Origin of the sequence: Arthrobacter sp. H20, from assembly GCF_000520515.1 — a bacterium.
Lineage (GTDB): Bacteria > Actinomycetota > Actinomycetes > Actinomycetales > Micrococcaceae > Arthrobacter_D.
This window is the reverse complement of sequence record NZ_KI914741.1, coordinates 58,423-75,668: the sequence shown is the minus strand read 5'-3', so window position 1 is coordinate 75,668 and position 17,246 is coordinate 58,423. Positions and strand designations below refer to the sequence as shown.

Below are 17,246 nucleotides of genomic sequence, written 5' to 3'. Positions count from 1 at the left end.
GCGAGCTGCTGGCCATGGCCGGGGTGAGGGACGGCGCCGACATGGTGCTTTCGCGCAGCGTTGACGGATTCACCGCCAGCACACCGCTGGAGGCGATGACCGATAACCGGGATTCGCTGATCGCCGTCGGAATGAACGGCGAGACTCTCCCGGTAGAGCACGGCTTCCCCGTGCGTCTTGTGGTTCCGGGACTGTACGGGTTCGTCTCTGCGACCAAATGGGTCACCGAGCTGAAAGTGACACGGTACGACGACGACGTCGCGTACTGGTCCACCCGCGGCTGGTCCGATCGGGGCCCGGTCAAAACCTCCTCACGGATCGACGTACCCCGGGGAAGCTCGACGGTGCCGGGAGGAACCGTTGTCGTCGGTGGCTACGCCTGGGCGCAGCACCGGGGAATCCGGGCCGTTGAGGTTCGGATGGACAGCGGGCGGTGGCAGAAGGCCCAGCTCGGAGCTGAAATCTCGCGGGACACCTGGCGCCAGTTTTCCGCCGAGTTCGAGCTGGAGCCGGGCTCCCACACCGCTCAGGTCAGGGCGATCGATTCCACCGGCGATGTACAGGTGGATCAGTTCTCGCAGCCGGCACCCGACGGCGCCACCGGGCTGCACACAGTGACTTTCACTGTCTCCTGAGGTCCCCTCATCCCGTCACACAGGGCGCTAGGGTGGAGAACCAGAGGCAACCGCGACGGCAGGTAGGGACCCCATGATCAGAAGCGTCGAAGAACATCAGCAGGCCGTGCTGGGATTGCTGCGCTACAGCAGCAGCTACGACACGACCAGCGGTTCCAGCAGTGTCCTGCTCCCGCTGGCTGACGCGCGGGGGAGGGTGCTCAGCGAGGAAGTGATCGCCCCGGTGAGCCTGCCCCCGTTCGATAATTCCCAGATGGACGGCTATGCCATCCACGAGGCCGATCTGGGTTCGGCTGGTGATCAACCGGGCCGAACCCTCAGCGTGGGCGCACCCATTCCGGCGGGCATCGAACCGCCGGACCTGGTTGAGGGAACCGCTGCGCCCATCATGACCGGCGCCATGATTCCGCGGCACACGGGCGCAATCGTTCCGATCGAACGGGTTACCCCAGCACAGTTCTACTCTGCCGCCGACTATGACTCGGGCCTTTCCCTGAGTGTCGAGCTGCCCGAGACAGTCGAACCAGGTGCGTTCATCAGGCGGACCGGCAGCGACATCGCTGCCGGCGCTACAGCCCTCGGAGCTGGCACTCTCCTCGGTCCGGCGCAGCTGGGGCTCCTCGCGGCCTGCGGCGTTGCGACGGTCCCGGTCCGCGCCCCATTCACTGTCCTCCTGCTGACCACCGGCGACGAGGTGCAGGAGCCCGGCAGCACACCCCAACCCGGAAAGATTTTTGACGCCAACACCACCCTGCTGGAAACCGCGCTCCTCGACGCGGGCGCCGCAGTGATCAGGCACCGGCTGATGGCCGACAACCCGGTGCTGCTGCGGGAAGCCTTGGCAGCCGCTGCTGACAGCTCTATCCAGCTGATCCTCAGTACCGGGGGAATCAGCCAGGGTGCCTACGAGGTGGTAAAGCAGGCGCTGGCCAACAGCAGCGTCGAGTTCCTGTCAGTCGCCATGCAGCCGGGCGGGCCGCAGGCGCTGGGGACCATCGGCGGCGTGCCGTTCCTTGGATTTCCTGGCAACCCGGTGAGTGCCCTCGTCTCCTTTGAAATGTTCCTCCGCCCTGCGCTCACCGCCGTCGCTGGCGTTCCACATCCTCGGGTCACCCTCAGCGCCGCGCTCGAAGCTGAAGTGACCTCGCCTGACGCCAAACATCAGGTCCGCCGGGGCTGGTACACGCCCCGGGCAGCTGCCGGTGAAGCAGTTGGAACGGTTAGGCTGGTAGGCGGTCCCGGATCGCACCTGATCCACGCCTTGGCCGAATCCAATGTACTGGTCCACCTACCGGCCGGCACTGGAAGTCTGGCGGCCGGTGACCTGGTGTCGGTGTGGCTGGTGGACGGGGTTCGCGGTGCACAGTCCTTCGGGATCCCGGCGGCGTACCCCTTGGCATCCGACGCAGCACAGCAGTGATCAAACACAGTAAGGACAGCATGACCGAGAACCCCACCCCGGCGTCGCTAAGCCACGTCCGCGCAGACGGCAGCGCCCACATGGTCGATGTCTCCGCGAAGGCCGAAACCATCCGCGAAGCCACCGCGCAGGCCGTCCTTCACACCACAGCCGAGGTGGTGGGCCTGATCACCGCGGGCGGTTTGCCTAAAGGGGACGCTCTTGCAGTGGCACGGGTGGCCGGCATTATGGCCGCTAAACAGACCTCTTCGCTGATTCCGCTCTGCCACCCGCTGCCGCTGAGCAAGATCACCATAGACTTCGACACCGCCGACCACGCCGCCGCTGCCACCACTGTGACAATCACGTGCGCGGTCAAAACGACAGCCGTGACCGGCGTCGAAATGGAAGCTTTGACCGGAGCCTCGCTGGCAGCCCTGGCCCTGTACGACATGATCAAGGCAGTGGACAAGCGTGCAGTTATCACCGACACGCGGGTGCTCGCGAAGTCGGGCGGTAAGAGCGGAGACTGGACGGCATGACGGGACCACGCACCGCAGCAGTGATTATCGCCTCAACCCGCGCCGCCGCCGGCGTCTACCAGGACGAGTGCGGTCCAATCATCCACAGGTGGTTGCTGGATAACGGCTTCGAGCCGCGGGGAACCCTGGTAGTGCCCGACGGCGACCCAGTGGGTCAGGCGATCGGCGGCGTACTCAAGGATTCGCCATCGGTGGTAATCACCAGTGGCGGAACCGGGTTGAGCCCCGACGACGTCACCCCCGAACAGACCGAACCGTACCTCCAGCGCTACCTGCCGGGAATTATGGAATCAGTTCGTCGCCTGGGCATCGAAAAGGTTCCCACCGCCGCCCTCAGCCGCGGACATGCTGGTACCGCCGGCTCCACCTTCGTGATCAACCTGCCCGGGTCGCCCGGCGGAGTCCGAGACGGGTTGGCAGTGCTAAAACCGCTGCTGGGGCACATTTGCGCCCAGCTGGAAGGAAAGAATGAACACTAGCCACGTGGTGCACGTGTCTCTTGCACAGCAGAGCATCAGCCTCGACGAGGCCCTGGCACAGGTCGACGCTCCGGACTGCGGGGCTGTGGTTGGATTCGGCGGAGTGGTGAGAAATCACGACGGCGGCCGCGACGTCAGGTCGCTGAGTTACTCGGCGCATCCCAGTGCTGAGCGGATCATCGTCGAGATCGCTGACGGGATCGCCGCCCGGTATCAGGGCGTCCGAATCTGGGTTGCCCACCGTGTCGGTCCGCTGGAAATCGGCGACCCCGCTCTGGTTGCGGCGGTCGCCTCAGCCCACCGCGGCGAAGCCTTCAGTGCGTGTTCCGAACTGGTGGACACCGTCAAGGAAAAGGTGCCGATCTGGAAGGAACAATTCTTCACTGACGGCACAGTCGAGTGGGTCGGAGCCGGTAGCGCCGAATCGGGTGCCGGCTCCTGACCGGTGACTAAATGGGCAGGGGAGTGCCCGTTCAGTAGGGTTAGACGTTATGACTGAACAACTTGCCGTGGCCGTGCTGGGCGCCGCCGGGCGCATGGGGTCGGAGGCCGTCAAAGCAATCGATGCGGCACCGGACCTGACGCTCGTCGCAGCCCTCGGGCGCGAGGACTCCCTGGACACGATCGTCGCCGCGGGAGCCCAGTGCATTGTGGACCTGTCAGTTCCCGACGCTACGTTCGACAACGTGGTGTTTGCCGTCGAGCGCGGCATCCACGCAGTGGTCGGGACCACCGGATGGGACGAGTCACGGCTTGACCGGATTAGCACCCTCCTCGCCGACCATCCGGCAACCGGTGTGTTGATCGCCCCGAACTTCGCCCTCGGCTCGGTGCTGGCCTCCGCGTTCGCCGCCCGTGCAGCGAAATACTTCGAGTCGGTCGAGATTGTCGAATTGCATCATCCGGACAAGGTGGACGCCCCCTCGGGCACAGCAGTGCGGACCGCCCACCTGATCGCGCAGACACGCCGGGAAGCTGGCCTCCCCGCGAGCCCCGACGCGACTGCCTCCGAGCGCGACGGAGCCCGCGGCGCCGACGTCGACGGCGTACGGGTGCACTCGGTGCGGCTGCGCGGTCTGGTGGCCCACCAGGAGGTGCTCCTCGGTGGAGCCGGGGAGCAGCTCACTATTCGTCATGATTCGTACCACCGCGAGTCGTTTATGCCCGGTGTACTGCTGGGCATCCGCGGCGTCGCATGCCATCCCGGCCTGACGGTCGGGCTGGACGGCTATCTCGATCTGGAAGCGTGAAATACCCTATGGCTGGAACTGCTGGATTCCTTGGTGCTGTGAAGCGCCACCGGGCGAAAATTGGTGTGGCCCTGGTGAGCCTGCTGCTCGTCTTCTGGCTCGCCGTCGCACTACAACGCAGCGTCATTCTGCTGAGCGATCCGGACTTGATTGCCAAGGCGCTGGGACTGGCTTACCTGCTACTGCCGCTCATCGGCGGCTGGGCCATGATCCGCGAACTGCTGTTCGGGATTGAGACCTCGAAGATGGCCACCGAACTGGATGCCGAGGGCGGGCTTCCGGTCGACGACCTACCTCGCACTCCGGCCGGGCGGATTGTGCGTTCGGCGGCCGACGCACGTTTCCCCGAGTACCAGGCAGAGGTCGAAGCCGCGCCCGAGAACTGGCGCGGGTGGTTCAGGCTTTCGTGCGCCTATGACGCTGCGGGGGATAGAACCAGAGCTCGACGCTCAATGCGCACGGCAGGGAAGCTGTACAAAGCGGCCAGCTGAGACTCGTCAGCCGTTCAGGCCGGACCGCGCCGCCCTGGAAGCACCTGAGGTCACCAGTTCCAGTGGTCCCCGTGCATTGATGCGCTGGAAAAGGATTCCGAGGACGATGAACACCACCACCTGGCCCCAGTAGACGAGGGATGGTTCGGGAACTGGATCCTGGGCATCGACAACGCTCATGGTCCAGATGTGAATGGTGTACAGGGTCAGGGTCATTGCACCGGTAGCAGAGAGCGGCAACAGTCCCGATTCGAACTTCCGGGTCGCGAGCAGGCACAGCCCAATCACCAGTGCAGCTGTCCCGCTGGTGTGCAGCAAATCAAGGGGGGAGCCAGAATGCGGCGCGCTGACGGCCAGCCACCACCAGGAGTCAGACTGCTCAACCCCGGTCAGGCTGACGCTCATCATCGCCTCGAGCGGGTACCTGCTGCCGTCTGGAGTTTCCAGGAGTGCGGCCAGGCCTCCCAGCGGACCCAGGAGGTAGCCGCTGGCCAGCTTCGCGGCGACCGCCAGAACCAGACCTGACACCACCAGGCCCAGCTGGACCCGGAGATCCTTCAGAGGCAGCCGGCCGATCACCAAACCGATCAGGAGGTAGCTCAACCATTGCAGGGCCGGGTAGTAACCGGTCACTGTGATGTCGGCTAGCAGCGTAGCCGGTTCCAGCAGGGTCTGCCACAGGGGATTTCCGCCAATCGAGGGCGGATTGACCGTTTCCAGGATCCACGGCCGCAGCAGGTACGCGGCCACGGGAGAGAGCACAGTCCAGCCGACTGCCCACCAGATCAGGCGTGATACCCGCATCGACACGAACGGCAGGGCGAGCAGGAACAGCACTCCGTAGTGGAACAGGATGATTGCGATGTTGGTTTCCAGCCCGCCGAGCATCAGCCCGATCACCATGATGATTGCCGCGCGGGCAGCAATACCCCGGCGGTCCATGCCGATCGCCCGATGGTCGTGAACCTTGCACCCGCCGGTCAGCAGGGCCAGTCCAAGTCCGGCGACCACGGCAAACAGGGCCGACGCCCGCCCGGAGAACACCTGAGCCACCCACGAGGCGTCAGCGGTCCCCGGCACATACAGGGCGAAAATGTGGGTACTCATCATCCCTAACAGCGCGACGCCGCGCGCGGCGTCGACCCCGCTGACTCGACGGGAAATGCTGGGGGAAACCATTACCTGATCGTCTCACAGCGGCTGTGCCTGGCGCTGTGGCGCTGGCTCCTGACGCCAAAGCGTTTCGGACCGGGTAACGTTTACCCATGGCTCAAACCGACACCCGCACCCTTCCCTTCGGCACCCTGGTCACAGCGATGGTGACCCCCTTCACGGCCGATGGCGGCGTTGACTTCGATGCCACTGCCCAGCTCGCCGTGCAACTGGTCGACGACGGCTGCGACGGGCTGGTGATATCCGGTACCACAGGCGAAACGTCAACACTTGAGGACCAGGAAAAGGAAGACCTCTTCCGGACGGTGGCCGAAGCGGTGGGCGGGCGTGCCAAGGTCATCGCCGGCACCGGAACGAACCACACCTCGCACTCAATCGAGATGGCGCAACGGGCAGCGCGCGCCGGGGTCGACGGGCAACTGGTGGTCACCCCGTACTACAACAAGCCCACCCAGGCCGGTGTGCTGGCCCACTTCGAAGCGATCGCCGCTGCCACCGAGCTGCCCATCATGATCTACGACATTCCGGGCCGGTCCAGCATCCCGATCCAGACCGAGACGATGATCCGGTTGGCTGACAATCCGAAGATCGTTGCGCTCAAGGATGCCAAGGCAGATTTCGCGGAGATCACCCGGGTACTCGCCAACACCACCCTCGACGTGTACTCCGGCGACGACGGCCTGACACTGCCGTGGATGATGGCCGGCGCTGTAGGAGTCGTCAGCGTCAGCGCCCACGTGGCCACCGCCCAGTTCAGGGCATTGGTCGACGCCGCCGCTGCCGAGGACGTCGTCACTGCACGCCGGATCCACTTTGAGCTCGACCCAGTGGTGCGGGCGGTCATGACCCACATCCCCGGGGCAGTATCGGCCAAGCAGATCCTCAAGATGCAGGGGCTCATCCCCAACGCCGTCGTCAGGCTTCCGCTCGTGGGCCCCTCCGCCGTCGAGATGGAGGCGGTACTCGCTGACCTGGCCGAGGCGGGGATGACCTTCGACCACCCACGCTCCACCCGCCGTGCTGACGGACTGCCAGCATGACTGTGTCGGCAGCTACAGCGCTCATCGCTCCACCGGACCTCGCGCCGGGGGTGCTCCGCATTGTCCCGCTCGGTGGTCTGGGCGAGATCGGCCGGAACATGGCGGTCTTCGAGCTGGACGGCAAGCTACTCATTGTCGACTGTGGAGTCCTTTTCCCCGAGGAAACGCAGCCCGGCGTCGACCTGATCCTGCCGGACTTTTCCTACATCGAGGACCGGCTCGACGACGTCGTCGGCCTGGTCCTGACGCACGGCCACGAGGATCACATCGGTGCCGTCCCGTACCTGCTGCGGCACAAGAAGGACATTCCGCTGATCGGCTCCCAGCTCACGCTGGCCCTGATCGAAGCTAAACTGCAGGAACACCGGATCACTCCGTACACCCTCACCGTTACCGAGGGACAGATCGAACAGTTCGGCCCGTTCGAGTGCGAATTTGTGGCGGTCAACCACTCAATCCCTGATGCCCTTGCAGTGTTTATCCGCACTGCCGCAGGCAACGTCCTGCATACCGGCGACTTCAAGATGGACCAGCTCCCCCTTGACGGACGCATCACCGATCTGCGGGCGTTTGCCCGGTTGGGTGAAGAGGGTGTTGACCTTTTCATGGTCGACTCCACCAACGCCGATGTGCCGGGCTTCACCACTGCCGAGCGGGAGATCGGCCCGGTGCTCGACCGGCTGTTCGGACAGGTCACCAAGCGCATCATCGTCGCTTCGTTCTCCTCCCACATTCACCGTGTGCAGCAGGTGCTCGACGCCGCCGAGGCCCACGGCCGTTTCGTTTGTTTCGCTGGCCGCTCGATGGTCCGAAACATGACCATCGCTGCGAAACTCGGCTACCTGAGGGTCCCCGAGGGTATCCTCGTCGACATCAAGAATGTGGACAACCTGCCCGACGACAAGGTAGTCCTGATGTCCACCGGGTCCCAGGGCGAGCCGATGGCCGCACTGTCGCGGATGGCCAATGGCGACCATCGGATCACCGTGGGCAAGGGCGACACAGTGATTCTTGCGTCATCGCTGATTCCCGGCAACGAGAATGCGGTGTTCAGGGTCATCAACGGGCTGCTCAAGCTCGGCGCCGAGGTCATCCATAAGGGCAACGAAAAGGTCCATGTCTCAGGGCACGCGGCTGCCGGCGAACTGCTCTACTGCTACAACATCCTCAAGCCACTGAACGTCATGCCGGTGCACGGGGAAACCCGGCACCTGATCGCCAATGCCCGGCTCGCCGAGCAGACCGGTATCCCGACCGAGAACGTGCTCCTCACCGACGACGGGTCTGTCGTCGATCTCGTGGGCGGCGTAGCGCGGGTGGTTGGCGCAGTCGAGTGCGGGTTTGTCTACGTGGATGGGTCGAGCATCGGGGAGATCACCGACGCCGACCTCAAGGATCGCCGCATCCTTGGCGAAGAGGGATTCATCTCGATCGTCACAGTGGTCAACCGGAGTACCGGCAAAATTGTGTCCGGCCCCGACATCCACGCCCGAGGCTTTGCCGAGGACGACTCGGTGTTCGACGAGATCAAGCCCAAGCTCAACGCGGCACTTGAGGAAGCGGTGATGAGCAACAAGGACCACACGGTCTACCAGTTGCAGCAGGTGGTCCGCAGAGTGATCGGCACCTGGGTCAACCGCCGCTACCGCCGTCGCCCAATGATCATCCCGGTGGTTCTGGAGGCCTAGCAACCCGGGGTGCGGCACCATCGCTGGCTGAAGGCTCGGACTGACTGGGCATAGAATGTCCCGGGAATCCGCGGCCATATCGGGTACCGTTGCCTCTATGGCGACTCGTACTTCCCCGGGCCCCAGGGGTTCACAGCAGTCGCGCGGTAAGAACACCCCGGCTGCTGCGCGTTCAACTTCGGGCCGAAGCGGTGCTAACAAGAGCACCGGCACCTCCAGGCAGCCGACCAAACAGCAGCCTGTGCTGCCCGGCGACACCCTTCCCCTGCCCCTGCGTGCCCTGAGGGGCCTGTGGATGGGAGCCGCCCACATGGTCGCGTCGGGCATCCGCAAGTTCGGGCACGATGTCCATCCCGAGAAGGACCTTCGCCGGGATGGCACCGGCCTGTTCCTCATGATCCTTAGCGTTGCAGTTGCGGCAGTCGAGTGGTGGGCACTTACCGGACCCGGTGCTGATGTGGTCCATGCCGTCGCTGCGGGGACGTTCGGCTGGATGGCGCTGCTGGTGCCGTTCATGCTCCTGATCGGCGCGGTCCGCCTGTTCAGGTATCCGGAGAACCACCGGGCCAACAACCGGGTAGGGATTGGCATGACCATCGCCCTGTTCGCCGGATCGGGGATCGCCCACCTCTCGGGCGGTGCGCCGGCCCTTGCCGATGGGTTTGGACGGCTGTGGCAAGCCGGGGGAGTAGTGGGCTTCCTGGTTGCCGGACCGCTCAGCGGCCTTCTCACCGAGTGGCCGGTAGTGGTACTCCTCTCCGCCCTGATCTTTCTCAGCGTGCTCATCGTCACCGCCACGCCCTTCCGCCACATCCCGTCCCGGCTTCGAGCGCTGTATGAGCACCTGATGGGCCAGGACCTGATCGACAGCGACGTCCGCACGGCGGATAAGTCGGGGAGCGGTGAGGAAGCGGCCGGGGCGCACGACCAGAGCTACCTTGACGGTCGTCAGTCCACTCCCGCTCCAAAGCGCAAGCGGAAAATGCGTCTGTTCGGCCGCGACCGGGCAGCTGACCGCGATCAGGCCGAGCTGGACGGCTACGTCGGTGACGAGGCGTTCGAGCGGGCGGTCCTGGCCGACGATGACGGCCACGACGACGGGAAGTCTGCCCAGAGAACACCTCCGGTCCCCGCGGAGCCGCGGGTGCCACCGGGGGTCCGCCGCCCCACCCAACAGGAACGGGCTACTGAAAAGATCAAACAGGAACACGGTATCCCCGGCGATCCGTCGGAGTCCGGTGGGCACGACCAGGAACCGGCCACCGAGGCCATGGCGGTGCTGCCTGCGGCCGCACCGCAGGTCCCCTCGAATCCCGTCCAGGCGCCAGCTCCGATCACCCCGATGCCACAGCGCACCGAGCAGTTGCAGCTGGCTGGCGACGTCACCTACACCCTGCCGCCGTCCGACTACCTGCCCGCCGGAACTCCGCCCAAGGAACGCTCGGAAGCTAATGACTCGGTAGTCGCCGCCCTGACCCACACCCTTGACCAGTTCCACGTGGACGCAAAGGTGACAGGGTTCTCCCGTGGCCCCACGGTGACCCGGTACGAGATTGAGCTGGCACCGGGCACCAAGGTGGAACGGGTAACCGCCCTGTCCAAGAACATTTCCTATGCCGTAGCAAGCTCTGACGTGCGTATCCTGTCCCCGATTCCGGGCAAGTCGGCCATCGGCATCGAGATCCCCAACACCGACCGGGAAACCGTGTCGCTCGGTGATGTGCTTCGCTCCGGTAATGCACGCAAGACCGATCACCCTATGGTGATGGGCGTGGGCAAGGACGTCGAGGGTGGATTCGTCGTCGCCAACCTGGCCAAGATGCCCCACCTGCTGGTGGCAGGCGCCACCGGTGCAGGTAAGTCATCGTTCGTTAACTCCATGATCACGTCGATCCTGATGCGCTCCACCCCCGACGAGGTGCGTATGGTGATGGTCGATCCCAAGCGGGTGGAACTCACCGCCTATGAGGGCGTGCCGCACTTGATCACCCCCATCATCACCAGTCCCAAGAAGGCTGCCGAGGCGCTGCAATGGGTGGTCCGCGAAATGGACACCCGGTACGACGACCTGGCCAACTACGGGTACAAGCACATCGACGACTTCAACAAGGCGGTCCGGAACGGGAAAGTGGTCCCGCCCGAAGGTTCCAAGCGGGTGGTGCGGCCCTACCCGTACCTGCTGGTCATCGTCGACGAGCTCGCCGATCTCATGATGGTGGCACCGCGCGACGTCGAGGACTCGATCGTCCGCATTACGCAGCTGGCGCGTGCGGCAGGTATTCACCTGGTACTCGCTACCCAGCGGCCCTCTGTCGACGTCGTCACCGGACTGATCAAGGCCAACGTGCCCTCGCGGATGGCGTTCGCCACGTCGTCGGTCACTGACTCTCGAGTGGTTCTTGACCAGCCGGGAGCCGAGAAACTCATTGGCCAGGGCGACGCACTGTTCCTCCCCATGGGGGCGTCCAAGCCGATGCGCGTTCAGGGAGCCTGGGTCACCGAGTCCGAGATCCATCGGGTGGTTGAGCACGTCAAGGGCCAGCTGAAGGCCAACTACCGCCAGGACGTAGCTGTCGAGGCGCCCAAGAAGCAGATTGACGACGACATCGGTGACGATCTCGATGTGCTGCTGCAGGCGACTGAGCTGGTGGTTACCACCCAGTTCGGTTCCACCTCCATGCTGCAGCGCAAGCTCCGCGTCGGGTTCGCCAAGGCGGGGCGGCTGATGGACCTCCTGGAGTCCCGCGGGGTAGTGGGGCCCTCGGAGGGTTCCAAAGCCCGCGACGTGCTGGTCAAGCCGGACGACCTGGCGGCAGTGCTCGGGGCCATGCGCGGCGATGGGCCGGTCGCGGTCCCCGACGAGCCAGCCTCCGCGGTTGTTGCAGCGCAACCGGTTGATTTGGTGGCCGATGACCTCGAATCCCGTCGTCAGGCGGGTCAGCATCATGATGGATCGGACGACGACGATGACGGTTCCACTGACGCCTGGTCGCTCACGGGAAGGTAGCCTTGTGCCGTGAGTACTCCTCCGGCCAAACCGGCCCCTACACTGAACATCGCCAACGTGCTAACGGTTGTGCGGATCTTGTTGGTCCCCTTCTTTGTCTGGTTCCTGCTGCTCGACGACTCGGCCCCCGGCGGAGGCAACGGGTTGTTCCGCTGGTTGGCGGTGGCGGTCTTTGCCGTCGCGATCTATACGGACAAGCTCGACGGGGACCTGGCCCGCAGTCGCGGGCTCATCACCGACTTCGGCAAAATTGCCGATCCAATCGCTGACAAGCTGCTGATCGGCTCAGCACTGATTCTGCTCTCGGTCCTCGGCGAACTCTGGTGGTGGGTCACGATAGTGATCCTGGTCAGGGAACTGGGCATCACAGTGCTCCGGTTCGCTGTCATTAGGTACGGGGTGATGCCAGCGTCGCGCGGCGGCAAACTCAAGACAGTGATCCAGACATTCGCCATCTTCCTGTACCTGCTCCCACTGGCCGGTATGGTGGGCGACTGGTACACCTGGCTGGCAATCGCAGTGATGCTGGCAGCTGTCGCGGTAACAGTCATTACCGGGCTCGACTACATTGTTCAGGCCGTCCGGCTAAGGCGCGATTCCCGCGCACGTGGGCAATCCGGCAGCGCGACGTCGTAGTGTGGCCGTTCTGATGGAGCTCGCCGAGGAACCAGGGACGGCTTCCGAGGTGATCCGGTTGGCGGCTCTCCGGCGCCGGACGATCGCCACAGCCGAATCCCTGACGGCCGGGATGGTTGCAGCCTCGCTCGGCGCGGTGCCCGGCGCTTCGGCAGTGTTCCAGGGTGGGGCAGTGACCTATCAGAACGAAATCAAGGTCAGCGTTCTCGGCGTCGATCCCGCGGGACTTGCCGCAACAGGGGCCGTCGACGCCCGCGTCGCACGCCAGATGGCAGAGGGTGCGCGCCGCGTTTTCGCCGCCGACCTGGGCGTGTCGACCACCGGCGCCGCAGGACCTGAGCCGCACGGGGGCAAACTGGTGGGCACCGTCTATGTGGCGGTGGCGTCAGCTGCCGGCACGGCAGTGAGCGAGTACCTGTTTGACGGCGACCGCAATGAGGTACGAACGCTCGCGTGCAGTGCCGCACTTCAGCAACTGCACGCTGCACTAATTGAATCGGACCCCGGGAACAAATCCTAGGACCGAACAGTTATCATTACTGTCAGCCATTGAACAGGTTGACAGCCTAAGCTTGAAACCACCAAGCCGGTCCACCTCCGTGAGGAGACACCGGATCAATTGCAACGAGGGAGCATGGCGATTCAGATGGTAAAGCAACCCATATCCATAAACGGAGTAGTCCGTTGGCGGGATGTGGGATTGGCGGAAGACGCACAGCGCAAGCCGAAGGAGCGCAAGATGGTAGTGCTACGCCATGAGATTGGCGACGTTCTCCGGGATGTCCGCCAGCGGCAGGGCCGCACACTGCGCGAAGTATCGCATAGTGCTCGGGTCTCCCTTGGTTACCTCAGTGAGGTGGAGCGGGGTCAGAAGGAAGCATCGTCTGAGCTGCTATCGTCCATCTGCACTGCGCTCGATGTTCCGTTGTCCCTCATGCTCCGCGAAGTCAGTGAGCGTCTCGCAGAGGCTGAGGGCGTGTCAGTACCGGACACCGTGCCCCAGGAATTCGCGCGGGCCTTCGTCGGCGACATGCCCGATGACCTGTCAGACGACTTCAGCCGCGGTCTGGCCGCAACCACCAGCTAACAGCTAGTCCAGAACAGCATAGAGACAGCCCGCCGGAATGACCTGGCGGGCTTTCTTGTGGGGTCACTCACCAATTGTCTTTGGTATAAGTCTCGTTGAGTTGGGCAATTAGTTGGCCGAGAGTGGTGAGATCGTCGACCTCCCAGTCATCCATCAGGTTGTGGAAAGCTTCCTTGCGAGCGGTCTGCGCGGTCACCAACTGCTGTGAACCAGCAGACGTCAGCGTGATGGACTGCGCCCGGCCATCGAGCGGGTCAGCCTCCTTCTGCACAAGCCCCAGTTGCTCAAGCATGGCTATCTGCCGGCTGACCGATGGTTTGCCGACGCCGATGCTCGCGGCAATATCTGTCAGCCGCATTGCCCCTTCCCGCTGCAGGATCACCAACAGGCCATACGCAGCCGGTTCCATGTCCGGGTGGACGCGCCGCGCTACCTTGTAGGAATTTGACCGTGCCCTCCGCCACAACATACTCAGTTGTTGTTCAAGTGCCTGAATGGCAGTGTCAACTGCGGGATCGGCTTCGCTGTGATCGGCTGTCATGTGGTTCATTCTATGGTGACCTGCACAATCGCCTACCAACCTTAATGGTTTTGAAAGCACTGAGAGCTGCCACCAACCGGAAATGAGAGGATTACTTCATGCGAACCAGTGCCTTTTGGCGGCTTATGGATGACGAATTTGGGGGCGGGTACTCCCGCACCCTCGCCCGCACAGTAGTCCTCGCGGAACTCGGGGGGCGGACCCCTGAGGAAGCCCTCGGGGCAGGAATCAGCCCCCGTGAGATTTGGGTAGCGGTCTGTGATCTGCAGGACGTACCTCAGGAGCGACGTTTGGGCAGGGATATCACCCCCAAATAGTGGCGGGCGTACACCTGACACGCCGCCGGAGTTATTCGAATATTTGTTCGGATAGGACTATCATTCTTAACAGACGGACCGCGTGGTTATCCACATACGCCGGGAAGCTTCTCAATTTGTCAGTGCCCCGGGCTACGGTCGAATTGAACACGACAACGGCCATAACGGCCATAACCAACTGAGGTGAAGAATGGCCGCACCAGCAGACCGCGAGAAAGCACTCGAAGCAGCACTCGCGCAGATTGACAAGCAGTATGGCAAGGGCTCGGTGATGCGTCTGGGCGATGAGGTGCGCGCGCCCATCGAAACCATTTCCACCAGCTCCATTGCGCTTGACGCTGCGCTGGGGATAGGAGGGCTTCCCCGCGGGAGGGTCGTGGAGATCTACGGTCCTGAGTCCTCAGGTAAAACCACCCTGGCGTTGCACGCGGTAGCCAACGCGCAGCGCAACGGCGGCATTGCGGCATTCATTGATGCCGAGCACGCCCTTGACCCCGAATATGCCAAGCGGCTCGGGGTCGACACCGACGCGCTTCTCGTATCGCAGCCGGATACTGGTGAGCAGGCGCTGGAGATCATGGACATGCTGATCGGTTCCGGCTCAATTGACGTGGTGGTGATTGACTCAGTGGCTGCGCTGGTCCCGCGCGCGGAGATCGAGGGCGACATGGGAGACAGCCATGTGGGCTTGCAGGCGCGGCTGATGAGCCAGGCACTCCGAAAGATCACCGGACGCCTGGCACAAAGCAAGACCACAGCTATTTTCATCAACCAGCTTCGCGAGAAGATCGGTGTGTTCTTCGGCAGCCCCGAGACGACTACCGGCGGCAAGGCGTTGAAGTTCTACGCTTCCATCCGTATTGACGTCCGCCGGATTGAAACCCTTAAGGAGGGCGCGGTGCCAGTAGGGAACCGGACCCGCGCCAAGGTGGTCAAGAACAAGATGGCGCCGCCCTTCAAACAGGCCGAGTTCGACATTCTCTATGGCTACGGAATTTCGCGCGAGGGCGGCCTGATCGATGTCGGAGTGGAGAACGGTCTGGTGAAGAAATCGGGTGCCTGGTTCACTTACGACGGTGACCAGCTGGGCCAGGGAAAGGAAAATGCGCGGAAGTTCCTGCTGGATAACCCTGACCTGACCGACGAGTTGGAACGGCGTATCCGCGAGAAGCTGGGAGTGGGTGTAGCGGCCGATGACGCACCCGTTGAGCCGAAGACGAAGGCTGAGCCGAAGCTCAAGGCGGTTAGCTCAGAGACCCGCTAGGCAGTTATGCCTTTCGGACAGAACGGCGGGCGTCCTAGCGGCCTGAACGCCAACCGGAAATCCGCCGGGTGGAAGGCCGAGAGTGCCGGACGGAAACCACGGGGACGTCAGCGGACCGGCGTTGACTCGCCTGGTTTGCCCGGAGAAGGCTCGTTGGCACAGGGCTTGACCGCCGAGGGTTTGCCTGGGGAGGGTTTGCCGGCGGAGGACCTGCCGGCGGAGGACCAGGGAGTCCCCGCAGGTGACATTGACCAGTACGCGACGGCGCGGTCGATCGTGCTACGCCAGCTGACCCTCGCACCGAAGAGCCGTCATCAACTGGCCGCGAAACTGGCGGGGCGGGATGTGCCGGATGAGGTGGCGACAGCGGTGCTGGATCGGTTCGAAGAGGTCCAGCTGATCGATGATGCCGAATTCGCGATGCTGTGGGTGCGCAGCCGGGCAGAGACGCGTTCGCTGGCCCGGAGTGCCCTGAAGCGTGAGTTGGCTGAGAAGGGGATCCACGGTGACCTCGCCGAGGCGGCTCTTTCCCAGGTGAGCGATGAGCAGGAGCGAGAGGCAGCCGAGCACCTCGTGCGGCGCAAGCACCGTCCAGGCAGCGCTGGAGGCGACCGGGCAGCCCGGGACAAAGAGACCCGACGTTTAGTGAGCATGCTCGGCCGCAAGGGATACAGCCCGTCCCTCGCTTTCGGCGTGGTGAGGTCGGTGCTCGACGATGCAGACGACTGCGCGGCTGACACCGATTTTCTGTGATCAGATCCGGTCAGCGACGGCCGGGATAGTGCAGCGTCCGGCTATGCCCGGCGCCGATTCGTTACCCATTCGTTCCCTTAAAACTGCTTCAGACCTATGGCGGAGCAGGAACGCCGAACTGTAGTCTGAGCAGCGTTATGATCTGGCTGGGGCGGGGTTTTACTGCTGCGCGGACGAGCGCTGGTGCAGCGTTGGCCGTGTTGGCTCTTGGCGCCTCCCTTCTGATCTCTATTGCCCCCGCCGCCGCGCAGGGCTTCCCCACGTGGGACGAGGTCCGGGCGGCCAAGGACAACGCCTCGACCAAAGCCGGGCAGGTCTCCGAGATTGAATCATTGCTGGCGGAGCTCCGCTCCACGTCGGCTGAGTTGGGCGATACAGCGGTTCGTTCGGCGGCCGACCACTCGCGAGCGGCCCAGGAGTTGCGGGTGAGTGAACGGCTCTCGGACACGCTGGCCGGTAAGCTAGCCAGCGCCGAAGCTGAATCTGCAGACCTTCATCGGGCTGCGGGTGCCGCCGCAGCCCTGTCCTACAAAACCGGTAGCACCCACACCGGAATGCTCGTGTTACTCGATCCGGGCGGTGCCATGGACCTGCTTGACCGCATGATGGTGCTTGAGACGGTTACAGACCGGGCCGCCGGCTCCTACAGCGACGCTGTTGCAGCTGAACGTGAGGTCGAGTCGCTGCGGGACCGCTACGACTCAGCGACGAATCGACACCGCGAGCTCACAGCGGAGGCGGCTGAACGACTCAGCGTTGCGCAGGGCGACGACGTTGCTGCCCGCGACTCGGTCGAGGACCAGGAAATTCGTGGCGCTGAGCTTTTCGAACAGCTCGCGGAACTGAATGACACCACAGCCGAACTGGAAGCGGACCGTATCCGGGGTCTGCAGGAACAGGCTGCTTTCCTCGAGCAGCAGGCCGCCGCAGAGGCTGCCGCAGTA

The 17,246-nt window shown here is 63.9% G+C and carries 18 protein-coding genes and 1 pseudogene; 17 read left to right on the top strand and 2 right to left on the bottom strand.

Annotated features, from left to right (window positions below; all coding sequences use genetic code 11):
- The 7 genes from Y703_RS19770 to Y703_RS0112650 form a co-directional block, all read left to right on the top strand.
- Positions 1-635, top strand: a 635-nt coding sequence (locus Y703_RS19770; protein WP_035765019.1) for a molybdopterin-dependent oxidoreductase, incomplete at its 5' end; no start/stop codon positions are given.
- 73 nt (positions 636-708) lie between these two features.
- Positions 709-2,055: a molybdopterin molybdotransferase MoeA gene (glp, locus tag Y703_RS19765; RefSeq protein WP_081743530.1), complete on the top strand. Its 1,347-nt coding sequence runs from the start codon at positions 709-711 to the stop codon at positions 2,053-2,055.
- A gap of 20 nt (positions 2,056-2,075) precedes the next feature.
- Positions 2,076-2,576, top strand: a complete 501-nt coding sequence (gene moaC, locus Y703_RS0112670; protein ID WP_026552998.1) for a cyclic pyranopterin monophosphate synthase MoaC — start codon at positions 2,076-2,078, stop codon at positions 2,574-2,576.
- The gene (locus Y703_RS0112665) at positions 2,573-3,055 is read left to right on the top strand and encodes a MogA/MoaB family molybdenum cofactor biosynthesis protein (RefSeq protein WP_026552997.1); all 483 of its coding nucleotides are present in this window, start codon (positions 2,573-2,575) and stop codon (positions 3,053-3,055) included. The genes moaC and Y703_RS0112665 overlap by 4 nt, the downstream gene beginning before the upstream one ends.
- Entirely contained in the window at positions 3,045-3,497 is a 453-nt protein-coding gene (locus Y703_RS0112660) for a molybdenum cofactor biosynthesis protein MoaE (protein ID WP_026552996.1), read from the top strand. Before Y703_RS0112665 ends, Y703_RS0112660 begins: the two co-directional genes overlap by 11 nt.
- Before the next feature lie 49 nt (positions 3,498-3,546).
- Positions 3,547-4,305: a 4-hydroxy-tetrahydrodipicolinate reductase gene (dapB, locus tag Y703_RS0112655; protein WP_026552995.1), complete on the top strand. Its 759-nt coding sequence runs from the start codon at positions 3,547-3,549 to the stop codon at positions 4,303-4,305.
- A gap of 8 nt (positions 4,306-4,313) precedes the next feature.
- Entirely contained in the window at positions 4,314-4,796 is a 483-nt protein-coding gene (locus Y703_RS0112650) for a hypothetical protein (protein ID WP_026552994.1), read from the top strand.
- Positions 4,797-4,802: 6 nt separating this feature from the next.
- Here the strand turns inward: Y703_RS0112650 and Y703_RS0112645 are convergent, their stop codons facing one another.
- Positions 4,803-5,975 carry a heparan-alpha-glucosaminide N-acetyltransferase domain-containing protein gene (locus tag Y703_RS0112645; RefSeq protein WP_026552993.1) on the bottom strand — a complete coding sequence of 391 codons (1,173 nt, stop codon included), beginning with the start codon at positions 5,973-5,975 and terminating at the stop codon, positions 4,803-4,805.
- Between the two features lie 86 nt (positions 5,976-6,061).
- Between Y703_RS0112645 and dapA the strand changes: the two genes are divergently transcribed.
- The 6 genes from dapA (at position 6,062) to Y703_RS0112615 (ending at position 13,427) form a co-directional block, all read left to right on the top strand.
- Entirely contained in the window at positions 6,062-7,009 is a 948-nt protein-coding gene (gene dapA / locus Y703_RS0112640; protein WP_026552992.1) for a 4-hydroxy-tetrahydrodipicolinate synthase, read from the top strand.
- Positions 7,006-8,697 carry a ribonuclease J gene (locus Y703_RS0112635; protein ID WP_026552991.1) on the top strand — a complete coding sequence of 564 codons (1,692 nt, stop codon included), beginning with the start codon at positions 7,006-7,008 and terminating at the stop codon, positions 8,695-8,697. The genes dapA and Y703_RS0112635 overlap by 4 nt, the downstream gene beginning before the upstream one ends.
- Before the next feature lie 97 nt (positions 8,698-8,794).
- Entirely contained in the window at positions 8,795-11,704 is a 2,910-nt protein-coding gene (locus tag Y703_RS0112630) for an FtsK/SpoIIIE family DNA translocase (protein WP_026552990.1), read from the top strand.
- 9 nt (positions 11,705-11,713) lie between these two features.
- Complete coding sequence (gene pgsA, locus Y703_RS0112625) at positions 11,714-12,340, top strand: CDP-diacylglycerol--glycerol-3-phosphate 3-phosphatidyltransferase (RefSeq protein ID WP_026552989.1); 627 nt, start codon at positions 11,714-11,716, stop codon at positions 12,338-12,340.
- 1 nt (position 12,341) lies between these two features.
- The gene (locus Y703_RS0112620) at positions 12,342-12,860 is read left to right on the top strand and encodes a CinA family protein (RefSeq protein ID WP_253908036.1); all 519 of its coding nucleotides are present in this window, start codon (positions 12,342-12,344) and stop codon (positions 12,858-12,860) included.
- Positions 12,861-12,986: 126 nt separating this feature from the next.
- Positions 12,987-13,427, top strand: coding sequence for a helix-turn-helix domain-containing protein (locus Y703_RS0112615; RefSeq protein WP_026552987.1), 441 nt, complete (start codon positions 12,987-12,989; stop codon positions 13,425-13,427).
- A gap of 67 nt (positions 13,428-13,494) precedes the next feature.
- Here Y703_RS0112615 and Y703_RS0112610 read toward each other — a convergent pair whose 3' ends face one another.
- Positions 13,495-13,968 carry a MarR family winged helix-turn-helix transcriptional regulator gene (locus Y703_RS0112610; RefSeq protein WP_026552986.1) on the bottom strand — a complete coding sequence of 158 codons (474 nt, stop codon included), beginning with the start codon at positions 13,966-13,968 and terminating at the stop codon, positions 13,495-13,497.
- Between the two features lie 98 nt (positions 13,969-14,066).
- On the opposite strand from Y703_RS0112610, the gene Y703_RS0112605 reads away from it, so the two are divergent.
- From Y703_RS0112605 to Y703_RS0112590, 4 genes and pseudogenes are all read left to right on the top strand, one after another.
- Positions 14,067-14,285 (top strand): DUF3046 domain-containing protein, encoded by a 219-nt coding sequence (locus Y703_RS0112605; protein WP_026552985.1) that lies wholly within the window; start codon positions 14,067-14,069, stop codon positions 14,283-14,285.
- 190 nt (positions 14,286-14,475) lie between these two features.
- Entirely contained in the window at positions 14,476-15,549 is a 1,074-nt protein-coding gene (recA, locus tag Y703_RS0112600; RefSeq protein WP_026552984.1) for a recombinase RecA, read from the top strand.
- A 210-nt stretch (positions 15,550-15,759) separates the two neighbouring features.
- Positions 15,760-16,302 carry a RecX family transcriptional regulator gene (locus Y703_RS0112595; protein WP_026552983.1) on the top strand — a complete coding sequence of 181 codons (543 nt, stop codon included), beginning with the start codon at positions 15,760-15,762 and terminating at the stop codon, positions 16,300-16,302.
- A gap of 137 nt (positions 16,303-16,439) precedes the next feature.
- Positions 16,440-17,246: pseudogene (locus tag Y703_RS0112590) on the top strand (hypothetical protein); the annotation flags it as partial.